The 21106-nt window shown below is 65.4% G+C and carries 18 protein-coding genes; 8 read left to right on the forward strand and 10 right to left on the reverse strand.

Translation table 11 applies throughout. The annotated features are described in order from the left end of the window. Positions 1–53: 53 nt before the first annotated feature. A complete protein-coding gene (locus RBB42_RS01450) occupies positions 54–1523 on the forward strand; it encodes a lytic murein transglycosylase (RefSeq protein WP_305967964.1) in 1470 nt (489 codons plus the stop codon). A 102-nt stretch (positions 1524–1625) separates the two neighbouring features. Here RBB42_RS01450 and RBB42_RS01455 read toward each other — a convergent pair whose 3' ends face one another. The 6 genes from RBB42_RS01455 to carB all read right to left on the reverse strand — a co-directional run bounded on the left by RBB42_RS01455 (position 1626) and on the right by carB (position 10780). Continuing rightward, a complete protein-coding gene (locus RBB42_RS01455) occupies positions 1626–2111 on the reverse strand; it encodes a hypothetical protein (protein ID WP_305967963.1) in 486 nt (161 codons plus the stop codon). After that, a complete protein-coding gene (locus RBB42_RS01460; protein ID WP_305968087.1) occupies positions 2111–2596 on the reverse strand; it encodes an RNA pyrophosphohydrolase in 486 nt (161 codons plus the stop codon). Before RBB42_RS01460 ends, RBB42_RS01455 begins: the two co-directional genes overlap by 1 nt. Positions 2597–3038: 442 nt before the next feature. Beyond that, the gene (locus tag RBB42_RS01465; protein ID WP_305967962.1) at positions 3039–4379 is read right to left on the reverse strand and encodes a S41 family peptidase; all 1341 of its coding nucleotides are present in this window, start codon (positions 4377–4379) and stop codon (positions 3039–3041) included. A gap of 7 nt (positions 4380–4386) precedes the next feature. Next, entirely contained in the window at positions 4387–5499 is a 1113-nt protein-coding gene (locus RBB42_RS01470) for a murein hydrolase activator EnvC family protein (protein WP_305967961.1), read from the reverse strand. Continuing rightward, entirely contained in the window at positions 5496–7001 is a 1506-nt protein-coding gene (gene gpmI / locus RBB42_RS01475) for a 2,3-bisphosphoglycerate-independent phosphoglycerate mutase (protein WP_305967960.1), read from the reverse strand. Before gpmI ends, RBB42_RS01470 begins: the two co-directional genes overlap by 4 nt. A 407-nt stretch (positions 7002–7408) precedes the next feature. Continuing rightward, a complete protein-coding gene (gene carB, locus RBB42_RS01480) occupies positions 7409–10780 on the reverse strand; it encodes a carbamoyl-phosphate synthase large subunit (protein ID WP_306043589.1) in 3372 nt (1123 codons plus the stop codon). A 166-nt stretch (positions 10781–10946) separates the two neighbouring features. Between carB and RBB42_RS01485 the strand changes: the two genes are divergently transcribed. After that, complete coding sequence (locus RBB42_RS01485; RefSeq protein WP_305967958.1) at positions 10947–11621, forward strand: CPBP family intramembrane glutamic endopeptidase; 675 nt, start codon at positions 10947–10949, stop codon at positions 11619–11621. Between the two features lie 13 nt (positions 11622–11634). Here RBB42_RS01485 and RBB42_RS01490 read toward each other — a convergent pair whose 3' ends face one another. Then, positions 11635–12864, reverse strand: a complete 1230-nt coding sequence (locus tag RBB42_RS01490) for an SAM-dependent methyltransferase (RefSeq protein ID WP_306043490.1) — start codon at positions 12862–12864, stop codon at positions 11635–11637. A gap of 155 nt (positions 12865–13019) precedes the next feature. Between RBB42_RS01490 and aspS the strand changes: the two genes are divergently transcribed. The 3 genes from aspS to RBB42_RS01505 all read left to right on the forward strand — a co-directional run bounded on the left by aspS (position 13020) and on the right by RBB42_RS01505 (position 17515). Next, a complete protein-coding gene (aspS, locus tag RBB42_RS01495; protein WP_305967956.1) occupies positions 13020–14801 on the forward strand; it encodes an aspartate--tRNA ligase in 1782 nt (593 codons plus the stop codon). Between the two features lie 110 nt (positions 14802–14911). Beyond that, entirely contained in the window at positions 14912–16288 is a 1377-nt protein-coding gene (locus RBB42_RS01500) for a DUF1800 domain-containing protein (RefSeq protein ID WP_305967955.1), read from the forward strand. 3 nt (positions 16289–16291) lie between these two features. Then, the gene (locus RBB42_RS01505; RefSeq protein ID WP_305967954.1) at positions 16292–17515 is read left to right on the forward strand and encodes a DUF1501 domain-containing protein; all 1224 of its coding nucleotides are present in this window, start codon (positions 16292–16294) and stop codon (positions 17513–17515) included. Positions 17516–17528: 13 nt separating this feature from the next. On the opposite strand, the gene RBB42_RS01510 is transcribed toward RBB42_RS01505, so the two are convergent. Beyond that, complete coding sequence (locus RBB42_RS01510) at positions 17529–18245, reverse strand: response regulator (RefSeq protein WP_305967953.1); 717 nt, start codon at positions 18243–18245, stop codon at positions 17529–17531. 134 nt (positions 18246–18379) lie between these two features. Between RBB42_RS01510 and mce the strand changes: the two genes are divergently transcribed. The 3 genes from mce to RBB42_RS01525 are packed head-to-tail and all read left to right on the forward strand — an operon-like array spanning position 18380 to position 19802. Further along, complete coding sequence (gene mce, locus RBB42_RS01515; protein WP_305967952.1) at positions 18380–18784, forward strand: methylmalonyl-CoA epimerase; 405 nt, start codon at positions 18380–18382, stop codon at positions 18782–18784. After that, the gene (locus tag RBB42_RS01520) at positions 18784–19074 is read left to right on the forward strand and encodes a DUF1467 family protein (RefSeq protein ID WP_305967951.1); all 291 of its coding nucleotides are present in this window, start codon (positions 18784–18786) and stop codon (positions 19072–19074) included. The genes mce and RBB42_RS01520 overlap by 1 nt, the downstream gene beginning before the upstream one ends. 59 nt (positions 19075–19133) lie before the next feature. Then, positions 19134–19802 carry a hypothetical protein gene (locus RBB42_RS01525; protein ID WP_305967950.1) on the forward strand — a complete coding sequence of 223 codons (669 nt, stop codon included), beginning with the start codon at positions 19134–19136 and terminating at the stop codon, positions 19800–19802. Between the two features lie 13 nt (positions 19803–19815). On the opposite strand, the gene RBB42_RS01530 is transcribed toward RBB42_RS01525, so the two are convergent. Continuing rightward, the gene (locus tag RBB42_RS01530) at positions 19816–20505 is read right to left on the reverse strand and encodes an EI24 domain-containing protein (RefSeq protein ID WP_305967949.1); all 690 of its coding nucleotides are present in this window, start codon (positions 20503–20505) and stop codon (positions 19816–19818) included. Next, positions 20502–21080, reverse strand: a complete 579-nt coding sequence (locus tag RBB42_RS01535; RefSeq protein ID WP_305967948.1) for a nitroreductase family protein — start codon at positions 21078–21080, stop codon at positions 20502–20504. The genes RBB42_RS01530 and RBB42_RS01535 overlap by 4 nt, the downstream gene beginning before the upstream one ends. Between the last annotated feature and the right edge of the window lie 26 nt (positions 21081–21106).

Here is a 21106-nt window from a genome sequence, read left to right on the forward strand (position 1 = left end):
GCGCCCGGGCACGCTAATCTCATGGAAAACCAGAGAGCAGCAGGATCCGATCCATGATGTGGCGCGCAACAACCGGGCTGATCGCCTTGACCCTCTCGGCCCCACTGGTGGCAGCAGAGGCGGTCGATGTATCGTTGCGCCCCGTGGCCCGCGGCGAGCTTGAGGCCCGCACGACAGACCGCTCCACTCCCGCCTCTCCCAGGCCTGTTGGGCGCGGCGAGGCGCCCGAGGTGGAAGACCGCCCGCTGATCGTCAACGGCGTGCCGGAGGATGAGCTTGAGGTGGTCAGCCGCGCCGCCACGCTGCCCGCCAGCCTGCTGGCGCCTTCCGGGTCTCTGCGCCCGATGCTGCGCCCTACCGCTCTGGAAACACTGGCCGCCCATTCCGCCCGGATCACCGGCACGCAGGCCGGGTTTCGCGCCTGGGTCCGCGAGTTTCGCCCCCGTGCACTGGAACAGGGAATCGAGCCGGCGGTCTTCGACGCCGCCTTCAAGGGGGCAAAGTTCGACCGCAAGGTGGTGGAACGTGACCGCAACCAGTCCGAGTTTACCAAGACGATCTGGGACTACCTCGACAGCGCCGCCTCGGCGACGCGCATCCGCAACGGCAAGGCGGCGCTGAAAAAGCACCGCGCATTGCTGGAAAAGATCGAAGCCGACTACGGCGTTCAGAAAGAGATCGTGGTGGCGATCTGGGGCCTCGAATCCGCCTATGGCACCTTTCGCGGCAGCACCCCGGTGATCGAGGCGATGGCCAGCCTGGCCTATGACGCCCGCCGCGCCGAGTTCTTCGAGGGAGAGCTGATCGACGCACTGAAGATCCTGCAGGACGGGCACACGACACAAGCCAACCTGCGCGGGTCCTGGGCCGGGGCGATGGGGCATACCCAGTTCATGCCCGGCTCTTTCCAGCGGCTCTCGGTGGATCACGACGGCGACGGCAGGCGCAATATCTGGGGCGACGACCCCTCTGATGCGCTGGCCTCGACCGCCAACTACCTGAAATCAAATGGCTGGAAGACCGGCGTACCCTGGGGCGTCGAGGTCAGGCTGCCCCAGGGATTCGACTATCTCGAGGCCAAGCGCGAGGTCACACGCCTGCCCTCGGAGTGGGCAGAGCTGGGGGTCACGGGCACCGATGGCAAGCCGGTCGAGGATTTCGGCCCCGCCTCCGTGTTGCTGCCTGCCGGACATACCGGCGCGGCCTTTCTCGTCTTCGACAATTTCGAGGTGATCGAGACCTACAACACCGCCGATGCCTACGTCATCGGCGTCGGCCACCTGGCCGATCGCATCGCCGGCGGCAAAGCGATCCAGGGCAAATGGCCCCGGGGCGACCGTGCGCTGACCTTCGAAGAACGCATCGAGCTGCAACAGCGCCTGACAGCCGCCGGATTCGACACCGAGGGCATCGACGCCAAGATCGGCCCACTGACGGTCGAGGCCGTGCGGCAGTACCAGAAATCCCAGGGGCTGGTGCCGGACGGCTATGCCTCGCTCTCGGTACTGAAGCGGCTGCGGTGAGGTTTCTGTTTTCGCCCGGCCTCGGGCCAGGCGACCCGCTGGGGGGCCAGCCCCCCAGACCCCCCGGAGTATTTTTACAGAGAAGAAGCAAGGGCGTGGGGATCAGAACCCGCGGTCCTCGCAGGGGCCACCGGCAAAACAGCTGTGGACCCGGTCCAGGTCACGCCGGTGCGGGTTCGGGTACAGCCAACTGCCGCAAGGGTCCGCCTGCAGCACGCGCTTGCCGTTTTCGTGCCTGATGAAGGCCAGGTAGCGTGCGCCGCTCTTGGGTTGCGCGCACCAGGGGCCCAAGCAGAACACCCGCAGGGTCACATTCGCCTGGAACACGGTGTCAAAACCCTCCATGTCCAAGGAATGACCGATGAACTGGGCGCGCAGATCGGTTTCTGGCGGCACCCGGTCCTGGCGCGCCCAGTCGACCTTGGGCAGGCGCCCCTCGTCGAAATCGAGCCGCCCGACGGCGACGCCCCAGCGGTCACCGGACTCTTCGGCCGCCTTGAAATCCCGCACCGGGTCCACCGGACGACAGGACAGCGCCATCGCAGGGGAGGTCGCCAGCAGCGACAGGACCAAGCCGAGCCAGCGCATCACAGATGGGCCCGGAATGCATCGACGACCTGCGCGTAGACCGGGCGTTTGAACGGCACGATCTGATCCACGACCTCATCGGCGGGCAGCCAACGCCATTCCGAGAACTCCTGGTGGTCGTCCGCATCCAGCCGCACCTGGTCGTCGGTGCCGTGGAACCGCAGCAAAAACCATTTCTGCTCCTGCCCCTTGTAGCGGCCCTTCCAGATCTTCGGCACGATGTCATGCGGCAGGTCATAGGCGATCCAGCCCTCGGTTTCGGCCTCGACGGTCACAAGATCACGGGTGACGCCGGTTTCCTCTTCCAGTTCGCGGAGCGCCGCCTCGCGCGGGTCCTCGCCCTTGTCGATGCCGCCCTGGGGCATCTGCCAGGCGGGCACCTCGCTGTCGATGCGCTGGCCGACAAAGGCATGGCCCTGCGCGTTGACCAGCATCACGCCGACATTGCGACGATAGGGAAGGGCGGCGATGTCTTCGGGGGTCATTGTCTTTCGCTTGGTCATGGCAGATCCTCCGTTGCCGCGATTTAGCCGCGCTTGAGAAGCGGGGGCAAGTCACGTGCCAAATTGCGGGCATATTCCGGTTCGCTCAGCCGGCAGGCCGCCGCCTTGAACGCAAGCGCCGCGGCGCTGGATCGCAGCTTGTCCGTGCAGGCGGTTTAGTCGAAGTACGGCAGGTCGACCCGGGCCCCGTCCGAGGCCGGCAAGGGCAACGCCAAGATGAATCCGGCATCCAATAGCGGCCCGCGCAACCGATCCGGCCAAGCCAGCTGTTCCGGGCTGCGGATCATTGCCTTGAACGCGAACTGTTTGAGCCCGCGCGTGGCCAGCACAGTACGCGGGTGTAGTGCCCTACCCCAAAGGCCGGAAAAGAAAAGATCCGGCAGCCCCAAGGCCGCCGGATCCGGATACCCCGAGGCGTTCAATCTCAGTCGTTCGGACCCAGTGCCGACAGCCCCTTGAGGATGTCGATGGCATAGGCCAGCTGGTAGTCCTCTTCGCGCAGGCGGGCAGCGGCCTCGGCCTTGGCCCGGTCGAGTTCGATCTGCTCGATTTCCTCGGGCGTCAACGAATCGTTGTCGAGACGGCCGCGCAGGTCCGCCTCGGACCGGGTGAAGGGGTTGGCCGCCGGTTCCTCGTCGGGTTCGGCGTTCGGATCGCGGCGCGGCTGGGCGACCACGATGTCGGGCGAAACACCCAGCGCCTGGATCGACCGGCCCGACGGCGTGTAGTAGCGCGACGTGGTCAGGCGCATCGCACCGTTGCCCCGCAGCGGCATGACGGTCTGTACCGACCCCTTGCCAAAGCTCTTGGTGCCAACGACGATGGCGCGGCGGTGATCCTGCAGCGCCCCCGCCACGATTTCCGAGGCAGAAGCGGACCCTCCGTTGATCAGCACGACCAGCGGCTTGCCCTCGGTGAGGTCGCCGGGCTGGGCATTGTAGCGGTCGCCATCCGCCGGGTCGCGCCCCCGGGTCGAGACGATCTCTCCCTTGTCGAGGAAGGCATCGGCCACCATGATCGCCTGGTTCAGCAAGCCGCCGGGGTTGTTGCGCAGATCGACGACGAACCCGTTGACCTTGTCGATGCCGCCCGCCTCTTCGACCTGCTTGGCAATGCCGTCGGCGAGGTTGGGGAAGGTCTGATCGTTGAAGGTGGTGATCCGCAGCACGACGGTCTCACCCTCGGTACGCGAACGGACCGCGGTCAGCTTGATGGTGTCGCGGATGATCGACACGTCGAAAGGTTCCTCGACGCCCTCCCGGACCACGGTGATCACGATCTCGGAGCCGACCGGCCCGCGCATCATGTCCACCGCCTCGTCCAGGGTCAGGCCCAGCACGCTTTCACCGTCGACATGGGTGATGAAGTCGCCGGCCTCGATACCGGCCTCCATCGCCGGGGTGCCATCGATGGGAGAGACCACCTTGACGAAGCCGTCTTCCTGCGTGACCTCGATCCCGAGGCCGCCGAATTCACCGCGCGTCTGCACGCGCATGTCGGCGGCATCGTCGGGGGCAAGGTAGCTGGAGTGCGGGTCGAGCGAGGTCAGCATGCCGTTGATGGCGGCCTCGATCAGTTCCTTTTCGTCGACCTCCTCGACGTATTGCGCGCGGATGCGTTCAAAGATGTCACCGAACAGGTCGAGCTGCTCATAGACGCTTTCCGGACGGCTGCCCTCCTGCGCCAGCAGCGGACCCACCAATTGGGTCGTCGCCACGATGGACGCCAGGGTGCCGCCGACGGCGGCCATCACGAATTTCCTCATACCTCAATCATCCCTTGTCGGTTGTGAACCACCGCAGTGGGTCCTCGGGCACGTCGCCCTCTCTGACCTCTATATAGAGCGTTTCCGAACGGGCTCCGCCAGCCCCCTCACCCGAAGGTGACATATTATCGCCGGCAGGCCCACCCATCAGCCCGACAGGCGCGCCCGCGGCAAGAACCTGCCCCGTTTCGCCGAACACCGTGTCCATTCCGGCAAGCACGAACATCAGGTCCGCCTGTGGCTCGAGGATGACGACCAGCCCGTAGTCCAGCAGCGGCCCGGCATAGCGGATCGTGGCGGCGGTCGGCGTGGTCACCAGCGCGCCGGGACGGGTGGCAATGACGACACCGGGGCGGGAAACCCCAGCCGCGTCACGATCCCCGGCCCCGTGCAGGACAACCCCGCGCACGGGCAACGGCAGGCTGCCCTTGCGGTCCGCAATCGGCGGCAGAGGCGGGCCGGTCTCGTCCTCGGTGATCTTTGCGAGACCCGAGGCAAACCCTTGCAACGTCTCGGTCGAGGCGATCAGGAGTTCGGTCCGGATCGGGTCCTCGGTAAAGCGGCGCGGCAGGTCCGTGCGGTCGGCGATCGCCTGGCTGAGCGCGGTGCGCGCGGCCTGCACGCCGCTCAGCCCCTCCTGCAGGGTGTCCGCAGCGTTCTGTTGCAGGGCACGCAGCGCCGTGACCTCTTCGAGATCGGCGCGCAGTTCCGCCGCCTGCTCGGCAAGGCCGGGCGTCAGCGCCGCCACCAGCATCCCCGACCGGGCCGCGTCCAGCGGACCGCCCGGATGCACCAGCGTGCGCGGCGCGGCACGGTCCCCCACCGCCATGAGCGCGCCAAGAAGACGCGCCACCTCGGCCTCCTGCGAGGCCAGCTTGCGGCTGAGTTCCGTCTCTCGGATGGTCGCGGCGCGCAGCCCCTCGCGCATGGCGGTCAGCCCGTCCTCGTAGGCGCGCACCGTATCGGTCAGAGCCGCCACACGGTCCTGCGCCTCGTCGGCGGTGTCCAGCAAGACAGAAGCCGCCTCCAGCGCCTCGGCGGCGGCACGCGCCTTGTCCCCCGCGTCCTGCGCGGCCAGCGGCCCGGCCAGAAGGCAGAGGATCAGCGCCAGCGGTTTCACGCGATCAGGCTTTCCCCGGTCATTTCCTCGGGCTGCGGCAGGTCCATCAACTGCAGCAGGGTCGGCGCCACGTCGGCCAATCGCCCATCGCGCAGCTTTTCCACGTCGGGCGCACCGTAAAGGACCACCGGCACCAGATTCGTCGTATGCGCCGTATGCGGCCCGCCGGTTTCAGGATCGACCATCGTTTCGCAATTGCCGTGGTCGGCGATCACCAGCAACGCGCCGCCGGTCTGTTCCAGCCTGTCGACCACCTGCCCCAGCCCCGCGTCGACCGCCTCGCAGGCCTTCATTGCCGCCTGCAGGTCCCCGGTATGGCCGACCATGTCGGGGTTGGCGTAGTTCACCACGATCAGGTCATAACCGCTGTCGATCGCGCCGAGGAATTTCTCCGTCACCTCGCCCGCGGACATCTCGGGCTGCAGGTCGTAGGTCGCCACCTTGGGCGACTTGGGCATGAACCGATCCTCGTGCAGTTCCGGCACTTCCTTGCCACCGTTCAGGAAGAAGGTCACATGCGGGTATTTCTCGGTTTCCGCCAGACGGAACTGGGTCTTGCCCTGCTTGGCCACCCATTCGCCCAGCGTGTTGACGATTTTGCGCTTGGGAAAGGCGGTGGTCATGTACTCGTTGTGCCGGTCGGAATATTCGACCATGCCCAGCATGGCGGAAAGATCGGGTTTCGTGCGCTCGAACCCATCGAAATCCGGGTCGCCAATCGCAGACAGGATCTCGCGCGCGCGGTCCCCGCGGAAGTTGACGAAGAACAGCCCGTCGCCGGGCTTCATGCCCTCGTAGCCTTCGATAATGAAGGGCTCGATAAACTCGTCCATCTGGTCGAGATCGTAGCGGACCGCGATGCCCTCGGACGGATCTTCCAAGGCGTCCGCCTTGGCATCGACCACGGCGCGATAGGCCTTTTCCACCCGCTCCCAGCGATTGTCGCGGTCCATTGCGTAGTAGCGCCCTGATACGGTGGCGATGCGCGCGCCTTCCGGCAGGGCAAGGGCAAAGGCTTGCACTTGGTTATGTGCCGAGGTCGGCGCGACGTCGCGCCCGTCGGTGATGACGTGGACGAGGACATCCAGCCCCTGATCGGTCAGCACCTTGGCCGCTGCGAGCAGGTGGTCGGTATGGGCATGCACGCCGCCATCCGAGGTCAGCCCCATGATATGCGCCCGGCCACCCGCAGACTTCACGTTGTCGGCAAACTCCAGGATGGCCTCGTTGTCAAAGAAACTGCCATCCTCGATGGCCAGGTCGATCTGGCCCAGGTCCATGGCCACCACGCGGCCCGCTCCGATATTGGTATGCCCCACCTCCGAGTTACCCATCTGCCCGGTCGGCAGGCCGACGTCGGGGCCGTGGGTGATCAGCGTCGCATGGGGACAGGTGGCCATCAGCCGGTCCATCGTGGGGGTGTTGGCCAGCTTTGGGGCGTTGTTCGCCTCCTCCTCGCGCAGGCCCCAACCGTCGAGGATCGTGAGAATGACGGGTTTCATCGGCAATGCCCTCCGAGGATCGTTTGCGAGCGGTTTAGCAGGGGCGGAAGGGGATGTGGAGGGGGTATGCCCGCGGCAATCGTTCGCCTGGCCGCACCGGAAGACGCGGATCGCGGGGTGGCCCCTACGGTTAGTGCCCGATGTTGGTAGGGCGCGCCTTACCAGCGCACCCTACGTTGCGATGAGATATTGCGGTAAGCGCGATGGGGTTGCACCGGGACGCGAATTTTACCCGGTGAACCCGTCCACGGAATGCATCTGCAATCAAACCCGAGAACGTCGCACAAGAGTGCCGAAAAAGCCAAAGGCAAACCCGACCAATAGCCGGATCGTTCCCTTGTCGATCACTTCACCAGTGTTGCCTGCCCGCCCAAGGAATTGCCCATCGCCTTGGTATTAGCTTGTCCTTACCCCTGAAGCGACTTCACCACCAGTTCACCCTCTTCGCGCGCCTTCATGGCCAAGGCAGCGGCATGTGCCCCGGCGGCGGTCGTGAAGTAGGGGATCTTGTCGTAAAGCGCGACAGAGCGGATCTCGCGGCTGTCCTCGACGGCGGCCGAGCCCTCGGTGGTGTTCATGACAAGGTGAACCTTGCCGTCCTTCATCAGGTCGACGATGTTCGGGCGGCCTTCGTAGACCTTTTTCACCAGCTCACAGGCGATGTCATGCGCGGCCAGGAAGGACGCGGTGCCCGCCGTCGCCACGATGGCAAAGCCGAGATCCACGAGAATCCGCGCCGTCTCGATCAGCTGGTGCGTCTTGTCCTCGTCCTTGATCGAGAAGAACACCGTTCCCTCTGTCGGCAGGTGGGTACCGGCCCCCATCTGCGCCTTGAGGAAGGCGCGGGCAAAGCTGCGGTCCCAACCCATGACCTCGCCGGTCGAGCGCATTTCCGGGCCAAGGATCGTATCCACACCGGGGAAGCGGGCGAAGGGCAGAACCGCCTCCTTGACCGAGAACCAGGGCATGTTCGGATCGGCCAGCGTCATCGGATCGGCCATCGGCACGTCGGTATCGTAGTCGATGCTGGCCTCGTAACCGGCGCGCTTCGGGAAGGCCGTCAGCGACTCACCGGCCATTATGCGGGCGGCGATGCTGGCGATCGCGCTGTCGGTCGCCTTGGCGACGAAGGGCACCGTACGGCTGGCGCGCGGGTTCACCTCGATCAGGTAGACCTCGTTTTCGCCCTCCGCGTTGGCCTTGATCGCGAACTGTACGTTCATCAGGCCGACCACGTTCAGCGCCTTGGCCAGCGCGTGGGTCTGACGTTCGATCTCGGCCAGCACGTCGGCGTCCAGCGAATAGGGGGGCAGCGAACAGGCGCTGTCGCCCGAGTGCACGCCGGCCTCTTCGATGTGCTGCATGATGCCGGCCACATGGACGTTTTCGCCATCGCACAGCGCGTCCACGTCCAGTTCCGTGGCGCCGGACAGGTAGCTGTCCAGCAGCACGGGGCTGTCGCCGGAGACGACAACCGCTTCCTTGATGTAGCGGCGCAGGTGATCCATGTCGCGCACGATTTCCATCGCACGCCCGCCCAGAACGTAGGACGGGCGGATCACCAGCGGAAAGCCGATCTCTTCGGCGATGTCCAGCGCCTGTGCATCGGTGGAGGCGATGCCGTTCTTGGGTTGTTTCAGGCCCAGCTGGTTGACCAGCGCCTGGAACCGCTCGCGGTCTTCGGCCAGATCGATGGCGTCGGGCGTGGTGCCCAGGATCGGGATGCCCTCGGCCTCCAGCGCATTGGCGAGCTTCAGCGGGGTCTGGCCACCGAACTGCACGATGACGCCATGCAGCGTGCCGTTTTCCTGCTCCTTCGTCAGGATCTCCATGACGTGTTCAAAGGTCAGCGGCTCGAAGTAGAGGCGATCCGAGGTGTCGTAGTCGGTCGAGACCGTTTCCGGGTTGCAGTTGACCATGATGGTCTCATAGCCCGCGTCGGTCAGCGCAAAACAGGCGTGGCAGCAGCAATAGTCGAACTCGATACCCTGCCCGATCCGGTTGGGGCCGCCGCCGAGGATGACGACTTTCTTGCGGTCAGAGGGTCGTGCCTCGCATTCCACCTCGCCCATGAGAGGCTCTTCGTAGGTGGAATACATGTAGGGGGTCTGCGCCTCGAACTCTGCGGCGCAGGTGTCGATCCGCTTGAAGACAGCCGTGACGCCCAGCGCCTGCCGCCGTGCACGCACGTCCTTTTCGGCAAAGCCGGTCAGCTTTGCCAGGCGGGCATCGGTAAAGCCCATCATCTTGAGTGCGCGCATCGCCTCGGCGTCCTGCGGCAACCCGTTGGCACGCACCTCCTGCTCGGCGTCCACGATCTCGCGGATGCGGGCCAGGAACCAGGGGTCGAACATGGTGGTGCCGTGGATTTCGTCGTCCGTCAGTCCGTGGCGCATGGCCTGGGCGATGGTGCGCATCCGGTCCGGGGTCTGTTCGCTGATCGCCTTGATGACGGCGGCCTTTTCCGGGGCGGTCGACCAAGGATCGACACTGACACCGGGGATCTCGACCTCGTCGAAGCCGGTCAGGCCCGATTCCATCGACGCCAGCGCCTTTTGCAGCGATTCGTGGATGGTCCGGCCGATGGACATTGCCTCACCCACCGACTTCATCGCCGTGGTCAGGTAGGGTTCGGAACCGGGGAACTTCTCGAAGGCGAATTTCGGGATCTTGGTAACGACGTAGTCGATGGTCGGCTCGAAGGACGCGGGCGTGACCTTGGTGATGTCGTTGTCCAGCTCGTCCAGCGTATAACCCACGGCCAGTTTCGCGGCGATCTTGGCGATCGGGAAGCCCGTCGCCTTGGAGGCCAGCGCCGAGGACCGCGACACGCGCGGGTTCATCTCGATCACGACCATGCGGCCGTTGTCGGGGTTCACGGCCCATTGCACGTTTGATCCGCCGGTCTCGACGCCGATCTCGCGCAGGACGGCGATGCTGCCGTTGCGCATGATCTGGTATTCCTTGTCGGTCAGCGTCAGCGCCGGGGCCACGGTGATCGAGTCGCCGGTGTGCACGCCCATCGGGTCGACGTTTTCGATGGAACAGACGATGATCGCGTTGTCCGCCTTGTCGCGGACAACCTCCATCTCGTATTCTTTCCAGCCCAGCAGGCTTTCATCGACGAGGATCTGCCCCACGGGCGAGGCATCCATGCCCGAGCGGCAATAGTGGATATAGTCCTCGCGGTTGTAGGCCACGCCGCCGCCGGTCCCGCCCAGGGTAAAGGCAGGGCGGATGATGGCCGGCAAGCCGATCTCTTCGAGTTCTTCCAGGGCAAGGGCGACGCCGGCCTCGAGGTCCCGCTTGCCATTCTCTTTCTTGGGAGCGGTGATGATCGTGGCTTTGGGGTTTTCCAGGCCGATCCGATCCATCGCCTCGCGGAACAGCTTGCGGTCCTCGGCCATCTCGATGGCCTCGCGCTTGGCGCCGATCATCTCGACCCCGAATTTTTCCAGCACGCCCATCTCTTCCAGCGCCAAAGATGTGTTCAGGCCGGTCTGCCCGCCCATGGTGGGCAGCAAAGCGTCGGGGCGTTCCTTCTCGATGATCTTGGCCACGACTTCCGGCGTGATCGGCTCGATGTAGGTGGCATCGGCCAGACCCGGGTCGGTCATGATGGTGGCCGGGTTCGAGTTCACCAGGATCACCCGGTAGCCCTCTTCGCGCAAAGCCTTGCAGGCCTGGGCACCGGAATAGTCGAACTCGCAGGCTTGCCCGATGATGATGGGCCCCGCTCCGATGATCATGATGGACTGAATGTCGGTACGCTTGGGCATCGGGCAGCTCCGTCTGGGCCCCGGCAAGGCGCGTTTCCGGGGGACACTGTTGGCAAATTGTCGGCGTTATACGCAGCGCGGGTTCAAGCGCAAGCCTCGAACGGGGTGGTACGGCGACACAGGGCGCCTATCTGACATCGAGGTACGGGACAAGGGAGCGGCGGTCATGGCCATTTTGCCGGAAGACGACGGGTCAGAGGTGCGGCGCCTCTGGCTCCGGGTCGAGTTCGCCTGTTTCTTCGTGGTGATTCCGGCGGTCATCGCGCTGGCCTTTCCCGCCGACATGATGTTCCCGCTGCTGTTCGGCTTTACCGCGCTGGGGGTTGTCCTGCTGCATGTCACGCCCGGATTCGCGTGGCGGTCGCTGGGGATCGGCGCCGCGAAAGTCGACTGGTGGCTGGTGGCGGGGTTCGCGGCCGTGACGGCGATCACGGGCTACGTGGTTCTGCGCCTGACCGCGCCAGAGTCAGCCTTTGCGCTGATCCGCATCAATCCCGCGCTGATGCTGATGATCGCGGCGCTGTATCCATTCCTGTCGGCCTTGCCGCAGGAACTGGTCTTTCGGCCATTGTTCTTTCGCCGCTACGGCGGCCTTCTGCCGGGAGGGACGTGGCCCCCGCTGGTGCTGAACGCCGCGCTCTTTTCCTTTGCCCACCTCATGTACTGGAGCTGGATCGTCGCCGGCATGACCTTTTTCGGCGGCCTCGCCTTTGCCTGGGCCTACGAGCGGCGCGGCAGTTTCGCCGAGGCGGTGCTGCTGCATTCCATTGCCGGGGTGATCCTGTTCGCGCTTGGGCTCGGGGTATTTTTCTACTCTGGCAACGTCGAGCGTCCGTTCTGAGAGCGCACCACCGTTACTCCGCCGCGCGCATCCAGTCGCTCTGTGTCGCGGGATACAGGTAGTCGCGGGTGATCGGCACCGCCGACATGGACTTGGCCAGTTGCCATTGCTGGACATGCAGGTTGCCCTGCCTGAACGAGACCTCCATCGAGACAAGATAAAAGCGCCACATGCGCAGGAACTGTTCGTCGAACATCTCGACAACCCGGTCCCGGTTTTCCTCCAGCCGTTCCCGCCATGCCCGCAGGGTCATGGAATAATGGATGCGCAGGGCCTCGTCGTCGCACTGGTGCAGCCAGTTGTCCTCGATCGCGCGATAGACCTCGGAGGCGGAGGGCGCGTAACTGCCGGGAAAGATGTACTTGTCGATCCAGGAATTGTTGGGGCGCGGCGGGCCGTTCTTGACGATGGAATGGATCAGCGCGACGCCGTCCTCAGCCATCAGGTCGCGCACCTTGCCGAAATACTCGCGGTAATGCGGGGCGCCGACGTGCTCCAGCATGCCGACGCTTACGATCCGGTCGAATCGCTCTTCCAGCTTGCGGTAGTCCAGCAGTAGGAAGCGCACCCGATCCTCCAGCCCCTCGACCTGCGCCCGCGCCTGCGCCGTGGCCAACTGGTTTTCCGACAACGTCACCCCGGTCACCTGGGCGCCGTAGTCGCGCGCCAGCGTCAACGCCATGCCGCCCCAGCCGCTGCCAATGTCCAGCACCCGCATCCCCGGCTCGATCATCAGCTTGTTCGCGATATGCGCCTTCTTGGCGTCCTGCGCCTCTTCAAGGGTCATGTCGGCCCTTGGCCAGTAGGCACAGGAATACTGCATATCCGCATCGAGGAAGATCCGGTACAGGTCATCCGAGAGATCGTAGTGATGCGCGACGTTGCGTCGGGCCGTGAAAGGCGTGTTGCGTTGCAGGAAACCCCGCAGCGCCCCCTGCAGCTTGCGCGGCAGTTCGTACCACAGCGGCATTTGCGCAATGTTCCCGTTCGGAACGAACAGCGACAACAGGCCCTCCAGGTCATCGCCTTCGATCTGCAGCGTGCCCTCGGCGTAGCATTCCCCCAGCGACAGCCCGGGGCGCAGCAACAACCGGCGCAGAGTGTCCGGTTCGGTCAAGATGATATGGGACTCGGGCCCGCCGCCCGGCCCATAGGTTTCCGACCGCCCGTCCGGCAGCGTCACGGTCAATTGGCCGCGCCGCAGCATCCGGCGCATCATGTTTCGAAACAGCGACTCCCACATGGCAAAACCCCTTTGCGACGTTTTGGCGCGTCCTCCCGGCATTGATGATTAGCAGACTCAGGTGATTCTCACCAAATAAAGCCGTCTCCCTTGACTTCCCGCGCCCCTCGGGATGTATCGGCGCCTGACTTTTGCGCATATAAAAGGGGCCCGACATGCACGCCTATCGCAGCCATACCTGTGCCGATCTGACCAAGGACCAGGTGGGTGATACCGTCCGGCTGGCCGGCTGGGTGCACCGCATCCGCGACCACGGCGGCGTGCTGTTCATCGACCTGCGCGACCATTTCGGCATGACGCAGGTCCTGTGTGATCCCGACAGCCCGGTGTTTGCCCAGGTCGAGAAGGTGCGCAGCGAATGGTGCATCCGCATCGACGGCACCGTAAAGGCCCGCGCCGAAAGCCTGGTGAACCCCAAGCTGCCCACCGGCGAGATCGAGGTCTACATCCGCGACATCGAGGTGCTGGGCGAGGCGCAGGAACTGCCGCTGATCGTCTTCGGCGACCAGGAGTATCCCGAGGAAACGCGCCTGAAGTACCGCTATCTCGACCTGCGCCGCGAGGCGATGCAGAAATCCATGACGCTGCGGTCCGACGTGGTGGCCAGCATCCGCCGCCGCATGTGGGACAAGGGGTTCCGCGAGTACCAGACGCCTATCATCACCGCGTCCTCGCCTGAGGGGGCGCGCGACTTCCTCGTGCCGTCGCGCCTGCATCCGGGCAAGTTCTACGCGCTGCCGCAGGCCCCCCAGCAGTTCAAGCAGCTGATCATGGTCTCGGGCTTTGACAAGTATTTCCAGATCGCGCCCTGTTTCCGCGACGAGGACCCGCGCGCCGACCGCTCGCCCACCGATTTCTACCAGCTGGACATGGAGATGTCCTTTGTCGAACAACAGGACGTGTTCGATACGATCTCTCCGGTGATCGCGGGCGTCTTCGAGGAATTCGGCGAAGGCAAGACCGTGGATGACCCGGCTTCCTGGCCGCAGATCCCCTATGCCGAGGCGGCGCTGAAATACGGCACCGACAAGCCCGACCTGCGTAACCCGATCGAGATGCAGGTCGTGTCCGAGCATTTCGCCGGATCGGGCTTTGCCATCTTCGCCAAGCTGCTGGAACAGGACGGCACCGAAATCCGCGCCATCCCGGCGCCCGGCGGCGGCAGCCGCAAGTTCTGTGACCGCATGAACGCCTGGGCCCAGAAAGAGGGCTTGCCGGGCATGGGCTACATCTTCTGGCGTGATCAGGGGAACGGCATGGAAGCCGCCGGCCCGCTGGCCAAGAACATCGGTCCCGAGCGCACCGAAGCGATCCGCGAACAACTGGGCCTTGGCGTCGGCGACGCGGCCTTCTTCCTGGGCGGCAAGCCCGCCAGCTTCCAGCGTATCGCGGGCAAGGCGCGCGACGTGCTGGGCGAGGAACTGAAGCTTATCGACCCCAACCGATTTGCCTTTGCCTGGATCGTGGATTTCCCGATCTACGAGAAAGACGAGGAAACCGGAGAGGTCGATTTCGAACACAACCCCTTCTCGATGCCGCAGGGCGGGATGGAGGCGCTGCAAGGCGATCCGCTCAAGGTGCTGGGCTATCAGTACGACCTGGCCTGCAACGGCTACGAGCTGGTCTCGGGCGCGATCCGGAACCACAAGCCCGAGGTCATGCTCAAGGCCTTCGAAATCGCCGGCTACGGCGAGGACGAGGTCAAGAACCGCTTTGGCGCGCTCTACAACGCCTTCCACTACGGCGCCCCGCCGCACGGCGGCTGTGCCGCGGGCATCGACCGGATGGTGATGCTTCTGGCCGAGACGGCGAACATCCGCGAGGTCATCATGTTCCCGATGAACCAGCGCGCCGAAGACCTGATGATGAACGCACCGTCGGAACCGTCGTCGGATCAGCTGATGGAGCTTGCCCTGCGCGTCATTCCGCAGGACTGACCCGGCGACAAGGCGCCTTTTCGCCGAGGCGCCGGACACAACATCGTGCGGGGCGATGCAAGCGCGCCCCGCATAAGGTATAGGGGCCTCGACTGCGTTGAGGCCTCAAGATGTTCGATCCCGTTCTTGCCGATATCCGCTTTGGCTGTGGCCGATCCCCCCGGATTGCCGCGCCCGGCTCGGCCCGGGAATTGCTCGCCGGGCTGACCGCCCCCGATCGGATGGCGCACATCTTTCCGATCATGTCATTCGATGCCTTTTCCCGGGACATGGTCGCCAGCGCCCACACACTGGGCCGTATCCGCCACCTGACACGCGGCACGGAGGCCGAGGAACTGGCCATCGACCAGATCCGGCGGTTGAAACGCAATGCCCGCAAGATGCAGTCGGAGTGGTTGGTGACCCATGTCACCCGCCGCGTGAACAGCCAGACGCCTCTGCGTGAGCGGCTGGAGAGCTTCTGGGCCGATCACTTCACCACGCGGGGCAAGACCAATGTTCTGGCCGAAGCGGGGTCGCCTTACGTCGAATCGGCCATCCGACCGCACCTGGCCGGCCGGTTCGACGAGTTGTTGATCGCGGCCGTGACGCATCCGATGATGCTGCACTACCTCGACCAGCACGCCTCGGCCGGGCCGAACTCGCCGCAGGCGCTGAAATACCCCGGCAAGAAGGGCCTGAACGAGAACCTCGCCCGCGAAGTGCTGGAACTGCACACGCTGGGGGTCGACGGCCCCTATACGCAGACCGACGTGCGCGAACTGGCAGAGTTGTTGACCGGGCTGGCCTTTACCACGGAAGGCGGCACGGAATTCCGCCGCCCTCTGGCCGAACCGGGCCCCGAAACAGTGCTGGGCAAGAGCTATGGCGGCGATCACCCCGCCCGATTGAAGGACATCCACGACGCCCTGCGTGACCTTGCCCGACATCCGGCGACGGCACGCCATGTCGCGGGCAAACTGGCCGTGCACTTCGTGGCGGATGCGCCCAACGCGGACCTGCTCCGCGCGATGGAAACCGCCTGGCTGGATACGGACGGGGATCTGATGGCGGTCTACCGGGCCATGCTGGGTCACCCCGCCGCCTGGGACCCGCGTCCGGGCAATGCCAAGCAGCCGCTGGATTTCATCGCCTCGGCCTGTCGCGCGCTGGATATTCCGCAGTACATCCTGGGCAAGCGGTTCGGCATCGCCCTGCTCCAGCCGATGCGCCTGATGGGACAGGTCTGGCAGACGCCACCCGGGCCGGACGGGTTACCAGAGGCGGACGACGCCTGGCTGACGCCGCAGGGGCTGGCCGCCCGCCTGCAGTGGGGATTCACCATTCCGCAGGCCCTGCTGGGGGCCCTGCCAGATCCGCGCGACTTCGTGGAAACCGCGCTGGGATCACGCGCCCCGGCCGAGGTGCGTTTCGCCGCTAGCGCAGCCGAGACCCGCGCCGACGGCATCGGCGTGGTGCTGGCCTCCCCCGCGTTTCAAAGGATGTGAGCGATGGACAGACGCAGTTTCCTGGCCCGCAGCGCCGCCCTTGGCTGTTCACTGGCCGCCAGCCCGCTGGTCACGCCGGTCAGCTTTGCCGCGACGCCGGGCGATGCCCGGCTGGTGGTCATCATCCTGCGCGGCGGCATGGATGGGCTGGACGTGGTGGCGCCCTATGGCGACCCGGATTTCGCCGCCCTGGGCCGGCCGGGCCCGGACATGAACGGCGACGCCTTCGATCTTGACGGGCGCTTCGCGCTGCATGGCGCCCTCGCCCCCCTGCGCCCGCTCTGGCAGGCGGGAGACCTGGGTTTTGCCCATGCGGTCTCGATCCCCTACCGCGACAAGCGCAGCCACTTCGACGGCCAGGACCTGCTGGAGGCAGGCGTGGCCGCCTCGGACGCGCCCCTGCCCGATGACGGCTGGCTGAACCGACTTGTCCAGCACCTGCCCGGGGCCAGCGCCGAGACCGCCTATGCCATCGGCGGTGAGCCGTTTCGCATCCTGTCGGGACCTGCCCCGGTGAGCCGCTGGACCCCGGAGGCGGACCTGCGCCTGTCGCCACAGGCCATCCTGCTGACCCGACGGGTGATGCAGTCCGATCCCGCAATGGCCGCGGCGCTCGAGAGCGCCTTTGCGCTGGCGGGCAGAGATGGTGACGAACTGGCCTTTTCCGGCAGCCCCGGTGACATGATGGCCGCGATGCGCGACGACATGATGGCGCCGCGCGACAGGAACCGACCGGGCCGCGTGCTGGCCGAATTTGCAGGTGCGCAATTGCGGGATGCAGCGCGGATCGCCTGTTACTCTCTGACCGGCTGGGACACGCACAAATCGCAGGAGCGCCATCTGCCCCGGTCGCTTGAACAACTCTCGGATTCGCTTCTGGCCCTGCAATCGGCCTTGGGACCAGAGGCCTGGGGCAAAACGACGGTGGCTGCTGTGACCGAGTTCGGGCGTACCGCGCGCTGGAACGGAACAGGGGGCACGGACCACGGCACTGGCGGCGCGATGGTGCTGGCCGGCGGTGCCTTGCGCGGGGGCCGCGTCGTCACCGACTGGCCCGGCCTGGACGACGGCGCGCTTTACGAAGGGCGTGATCTGAGACCCACCCGCGACCTGCGGACGCATCTGGCCTGGTTGCTGCACGGACAATTCGGCATCGGGCGCAGCACGCTGGAAACCACGGTCTTTCCCGGGCTCGACATGGGAAGTGACCCGGGCCTGTTGCTGTAGCTGGCGGCTACGGTCAGATCGCCATACGGTCGGCCACGCGGTCCTGGACCAGGGCGGACACTCGGTCTAGGCCGGGCTTGACCGGACGGCCAGCGGCGCGGGCATCGGCCAGGTCCTCTGCCGCCTGCTGCAACACGCCATCGCCCGCGCTGCGCGCGACCCCGGCCAGGAACTGCGTGATATAGGCCAAGGTCTGCGGATTGCGCGCATCGCAGAGCACATCCGCCGCATGGGCCATGTCATCGCGGTAGGACAAGGGATCAGGCACCACGGGATCGTCACTGACCAGGCGCGGACCCGTTGGCCGCCGTTCGGTGGGAAGGACCGACAGGATGGCGTTCTGGAAGGCGGCGACCGACGAGATCGGCTTGCCCAGAAAACCGTCGGCCCCGGCGGCCAGCGCCACTTCTTCGGCGAAGGTGTCGCCGCTGGTGCCCAGCAGGACATCGACACGCGGACAGGTCGTGCTGAGTTCGGCGATCAGGTCGGCACCCGACCCGTCCGGCAGCCCCAAGTCAATGACCACCACGCTGGGCCGGTAGACCTGCAGGTGACGGCGCGCCGATTTCAGACAGTCCGCCCTGCGGATGCGCGCCCCCGACCGCAGGCACAGCAGGCGCATCGCATCACAGGAGTACCGGCTGTCCTCCACCACGAGGATGGTCAGCCCAAGCAGGGGCCGCGTCGCGGTCGGGCGCAGGTGCGGGGAGAGTTGATCATAGTCGTCCATGTCGGGGCTCCTCTCATCGAGTCGCCTGTCAGATTGGCCCCGACAAGGTGAACAAGCGGTTAAGGGTCGCACCGGCTTGTCCGGTCTGTGTCGTCACGCCATAACCTCTGTCAAAGCCAGACATGGAGAGACAGATGATCGGACGCCTGAATCACGTTGCCATCGCCGTGCCCGACCTAGAGGCAGCCGCCGCACAGTACCGCACCGCGCTGGGGGCCAAGGTCGGCGAACCGCAGGAGGAACCCGACCACGGCGTGACGGTGATCTTCATCGAACTTCCGAACACCAAGATCGAGCTGCTGTATCCGCTGGGCGAGAACTCTCCGATCCAGGGCTTTTTGGACAAGAACCCCTCGGGCGGGATCCACCACGTCTGCTACGAGGTCGAGGATATCCTTGCCGCGCGCGACCACCTGAAGGAAACCGGCGCCCGCGTTCTGGGCACGGGAGAGCCGAAGATCGGCGCACATGGCAAGCCCGTGCTCTTCCTGCACCCAAAGGACTTCAACGGCTGCCTCGTGGAACTGGAGCAGGTCTGATGGGGATCACTTCGGCCCTCGTCCTCTTTGCCGTGATCTGGTTCATGACCTTTCTCTGCGTCATCCCGATCCGGCTGAAGACCCAGGGCGATCTGGGCGACGTGGTGCCCGGCACCCATGCCGGCAGCCCGGAGGTGCACAACCTCAAGCGCAAGGCCTGGATCACCACCGGCATCGCCTTCGCGCTTTGGGCGGTGATCGCCTCGATCATCGTCTTCGAGGTCATCACGGTACGCGACATCGACGGCTGGATGTTTGACCGGATGGACGGGACATCCCACGTCGAATGATGTGGCGCGGACTGTTTGGCCGGAAATCGCAGCGGCCACAGCCTGCGGAGGCGGAGAGGATGCGCGCCGCTCAAAACGCGCGCATCCGGGAAATGCACCGCGACTGGCAACTGGCGTGGCATGACCTGTTCGACGCGGATCCCGTGCTGGCGGATCGCGAAGAGTTCGTGCGTCCGTCTTCGCCACCGAACCATATCAGCGAGGATCGGCGGTTGGTTTTCGGGTTGTCTCGGGCTGCTCCGCCAACCCGGGCGGATTGCCTCCACCTCATGCCACACGGCGCAGAAATGGCATGGCGTCTGGAGCAATACCTGACCACGCCCACAGCGGCGATGACTCTGGATGAGGCCAAAAGCCGGATTGGGCGTGTCAAAGAGGCGGTTCAACAGGTTGTTCTGGTAGCGCCGCTGGTCTGGGAAGATCCGCATGTGATTGGCGTCGACGCGCCCTTCGAATTGACGGCGTGTTCGGGGATCGAGGACCTGTTCGCAGGCAATCTATTGGCGCCATTGGCCGAGGATGACGTGCCCCTGCTGGCGGCGCAGCTGTTCCTGAAAGAGCCGCTGTATGCCACCGCCGGCAATTACTATGAGCTGTGCGACTGGGTCACCGGCCCATTGATCCCCGCCGAACGCGCCGCCGCCTGCGCGGCACTTTACCAGATGTGGGCCGCCGGCTGGCAGGTGCTGGCCGAGCCGAATGGGAAGATCGCGCTGAGACCGGTTTGAGCGCGGGTTTCGGCTACCCGCGCCCGACCCGATGAAAGATATGCGTGAAGGTGGCTGCACCCAGAACCGGGATCAGCAGGTTGACGAGCGGAATCGTCAGAGGGATTGCCATCAGCACACCTGCGGCCCAGATCGTGGCAAGGTGGCGACGGCGCAATTTGCGGGCCTCTTGGCGACCGACCCGGCGCATGGCGGCCAGCGTGAAATATTCCCGTCCCAGCAGGAATCCGTTCAATCCCCAGAAGATCACCGGCGCGAGTGGCGCAAACAGCAAGTACAGTACCAGCGCAAACAGGTTGGCCAGGATCATCGTGCCAAGGAACCCCAGCGAGTCGATCAAGCTATCGACAAAGCTGGGCGGGGTGGCGGGGCCCAGGCCCGTATAGTGCTTGTCTTCGACGGCCTGAGCCACCTCTTCGAGAAACATCGACGTGATGGCCGAGGCAATGGGCACCATCAGGAATGCCGACAGCACCAGCATGACCGGGACAGCAGCCCAGCTTGCCGCGGTGTCGAGCCATTCGATTGTGCCGATCCACGGCAGAGTGATCGAATCGCCGATCAGCCAGCCCAAACCCCAGATCACGGTCATGCTGACAGCGATGAGGATCGCCAGCGTGATCCCGATTCCACGCAACAGCACACCGCGAAATCGCGGATCGGGCAGTTGCGCGATGGCGCGGCTGACGGCGTCAAAGATCATTCCGACACCCAGCTGACGATCTGGTCCATGTCGGGGCGCGGACGTTCGGGCGGCGCGGCGCTTTCGGTGCCGATATGGATGAACCCCGCGATCTTTTCGTTCGGGGCAAGGCCCAGCGCGCCTTCGACAAAGCCGCGGTCATGGCTGGCCCAGCCCGACAGCCAGTTCGCGCCCCAGCCAGAGGCCAGCGCCGCGTTCAGCAGCGCGAGACAGGTCGCCCCCGCCGAGTAGGTCTGTTCCAGCGCAGGGATCTTGGGGCTTTCCTTTTGTACCTCGACCACGGCGACGCAGAGCGGGCTGCGCTCCCAGGCGTCGCGCGCCTTGGCAATGTCCTCGTCGCTCTTGCCCAGTCGTTCGCCGCAATCGGCCACGGCTTCGGCCATGCGCTGCATCGCGGCATCCCGCAGCACGATGAAACGCCAGGGTTCGAGTTTGCCGTGATCCGGGGTGCGGGCCGCGGCGGTCAACAGCGGCATCAGGGCGGCATCGTCGGGGCCCGGTGCCTTCAGCGTCTTGGCCGGACGCGACCGGCGACTCAGCAGAAATTCCATCGCGGCGGGATTCGGGGTGGGCATGGCGTCTCCTGTCTTCGTCCGCCGAT

It is taken from the genome of Mameliella sp. MMSF_3455, from assembly GCF_030733205.1.
Lineage (GTDB): Bacteria > Pseudomonadota > Alphaproteobacteria > Rhodobacterales > Rhodobacteraceae > Antarctobacter.

Bases quoted from the DNA above. Each gene is read 5' to 3' on its own strand.
- RBB42_RS01450 (WP_305967964.1), top strand. From the start codon at position 54: ATGATGTGGCGCGCAACAACCGGGCTGATCGCCTTGACCCTCTCGGCC.
- RBB42_RS01455 (WP_305967963.1), bottom strand. From the start codon at position 2,111: ATGCGCTGGCTCGGCTTGGTCCTGTCGCTGCTGGCGACCTCCCCTGCG.
- RBB42_RS01460 (WP_305968087.1), bottom strand. From the start codon at position 2,596: ATGACCCCCGAAGACATCGCCGCCCTTCCCTATCGTCGCAATGTCGGC.
- RBB42_RS01465 (WP_305967962.1), bottom strand. From the start codon at position 4,379: ATGAGGAAATTCGTGATGGCCGCCGTCGGCGGCACCCTGGCGTCCATC.
- gpmI (WP_305967960.1), bottom strand. From the start codon at position 7,001: ATGAAACCCGTCATTCTCACGATCCTCGACGGTTGGGGCCTGCGCGAG.
- carB (WP_306043589.1), bottom strand. From the start codon at position 10,780: ATGCCCAAGCGTACCGACATTCAGTCCATCATGATCATCGGAGCGGGG.
- RBB42_RS01485 (WP_305967958.1), top strand. From the start codon at position 10,947: ATGGCCATTTTGCCGGAAGACGACGGGTCAGAGGTGCGGCGCCTCTGG.
- RBB42_RS01490 (WP_306043490.1), bottom strand. From the start codon at position 12,864: ATGTGGGAGTCGCTGTTTCGAAACATGATGCGCCGGATGCTGCGGCGC.
- aspS (WP_305967956.1), top strand. From the start codon at position 13,020: ATGCACGCCTATCGCAGCCATACCTGTGCCGATCTGACCAAGGACCAG.
- RBB42_RS01500 (WP_305967955.1), top strand. From the start codon at position 14,912: ATGTTCGATCCCGTTCTTGCCGATATCCGCTTTGGCTGTGGCCGATCC.
- RBB42_RS01505 (WP_305967954.1), top strand. From the start codon at position 16,292: ATGGACAGACGCAGTTTCCTGGCCCGCAGCGCCGCCCTTGGCTGTTCA.
- RBB42_RS01510 (WP_305967953.1), bottom strand. From the start codon at position 18,245: ATGGACGACTATGATCAACTCTCCCCGCACCTGCGCCCGACCGCGACG.
- mce (WP_305967952.1), top strand. From the start codon at position 18,380: ATGATCGGACGCCTGAATCACGTTGCCATCGCCGTGCCCGACCTAGAG.
- RBB42_RS01520 (WP_305967951.1), top strand. From the start codon at position 18,784: ATGGGGATCACTTCGGCCCTCGTCCTCTTTGCCGTGATCTGGTTCATG.
- RBB42_RS01525 (WP_305967950.1), top strand. From the start codon at position 19,134: ATGCGCGCCGCTCAAAACGCGCGCATCCGGGAAATGCACCGCGACTGG.
- RBB42_RS01530 (WP_305967949.1), bottom strand. From the start codon at position 20,505: ATGATCTTTGACGCCGTCAGCCGCGCCATCGCGCAACTGCCCGATCCG.
- RBB42_RS01535 (WP_305967948.1), bottom strand. From the start codon at position 21,080: ATGCCCACCCCGAATCCCGCCGCGATGGAATTTCTGCTGAGTCGCCGG.